This is a genomic window from Thalassobacillus sp. CUG 92003 (assembly GCF_013618635.1).
Taxonomy (GTDB): Bacteria; Bacillota; Bacilli; order Bacillales; family Halobacillaceae; genus CUG-92003.
Genome location: NZ_JABLSJ010000041.1, coordinates 1 through 348, shown reverse-complemented (window position 1 = coordinate 348; position 348 = coordinate 1). Strand labels below are relative to the sequence as shown.

The window sequence follows — 348 nt, the reverse complement described above, 5'->3', positions numbered from 1 at the left end:
AGAAGCCATCTTTCAACCTCCCTCCAGGTGGAGGAAGGTGTTATCCGGTATTAGCCCCGGTTTCCCGGGGTTATCCCAGTCTTACAGGCAGGTTGCCCACGTGTTACTCACCCGTCCGCCGCTCGATCCACGAGTTTCACCCCCGAAGGGGATCCGCTCGCTTCACGCGCTCGACTTGCATGTATTAGGCACGCCGCCAGCGTTCGTCCTGAGCCAGGATCAAACTCTCCATAAAAGTAGTGTTTGACTAGCTCTCACACACCAAGTGTGTGTCTCTTACATATGTCTCTTCTTATAGAAGAAACTGAATTGACGTACTGGTTGGTTTGTTCAGTTTTCAAAGATCGA

At 51.4% G+C, this 348-nt stretch carries 1 rRNA gene; it reads right to left on the bottom strand.

What is annotated here, in order from left to right:
• Positions 1–235 (bottom strand): 16S ribosomal RNA (locus HOP45_RS20490); the annotation flags it as partial.
• Between the last annotated feature and the right edge of the window lie 113 nt (positions 236–348).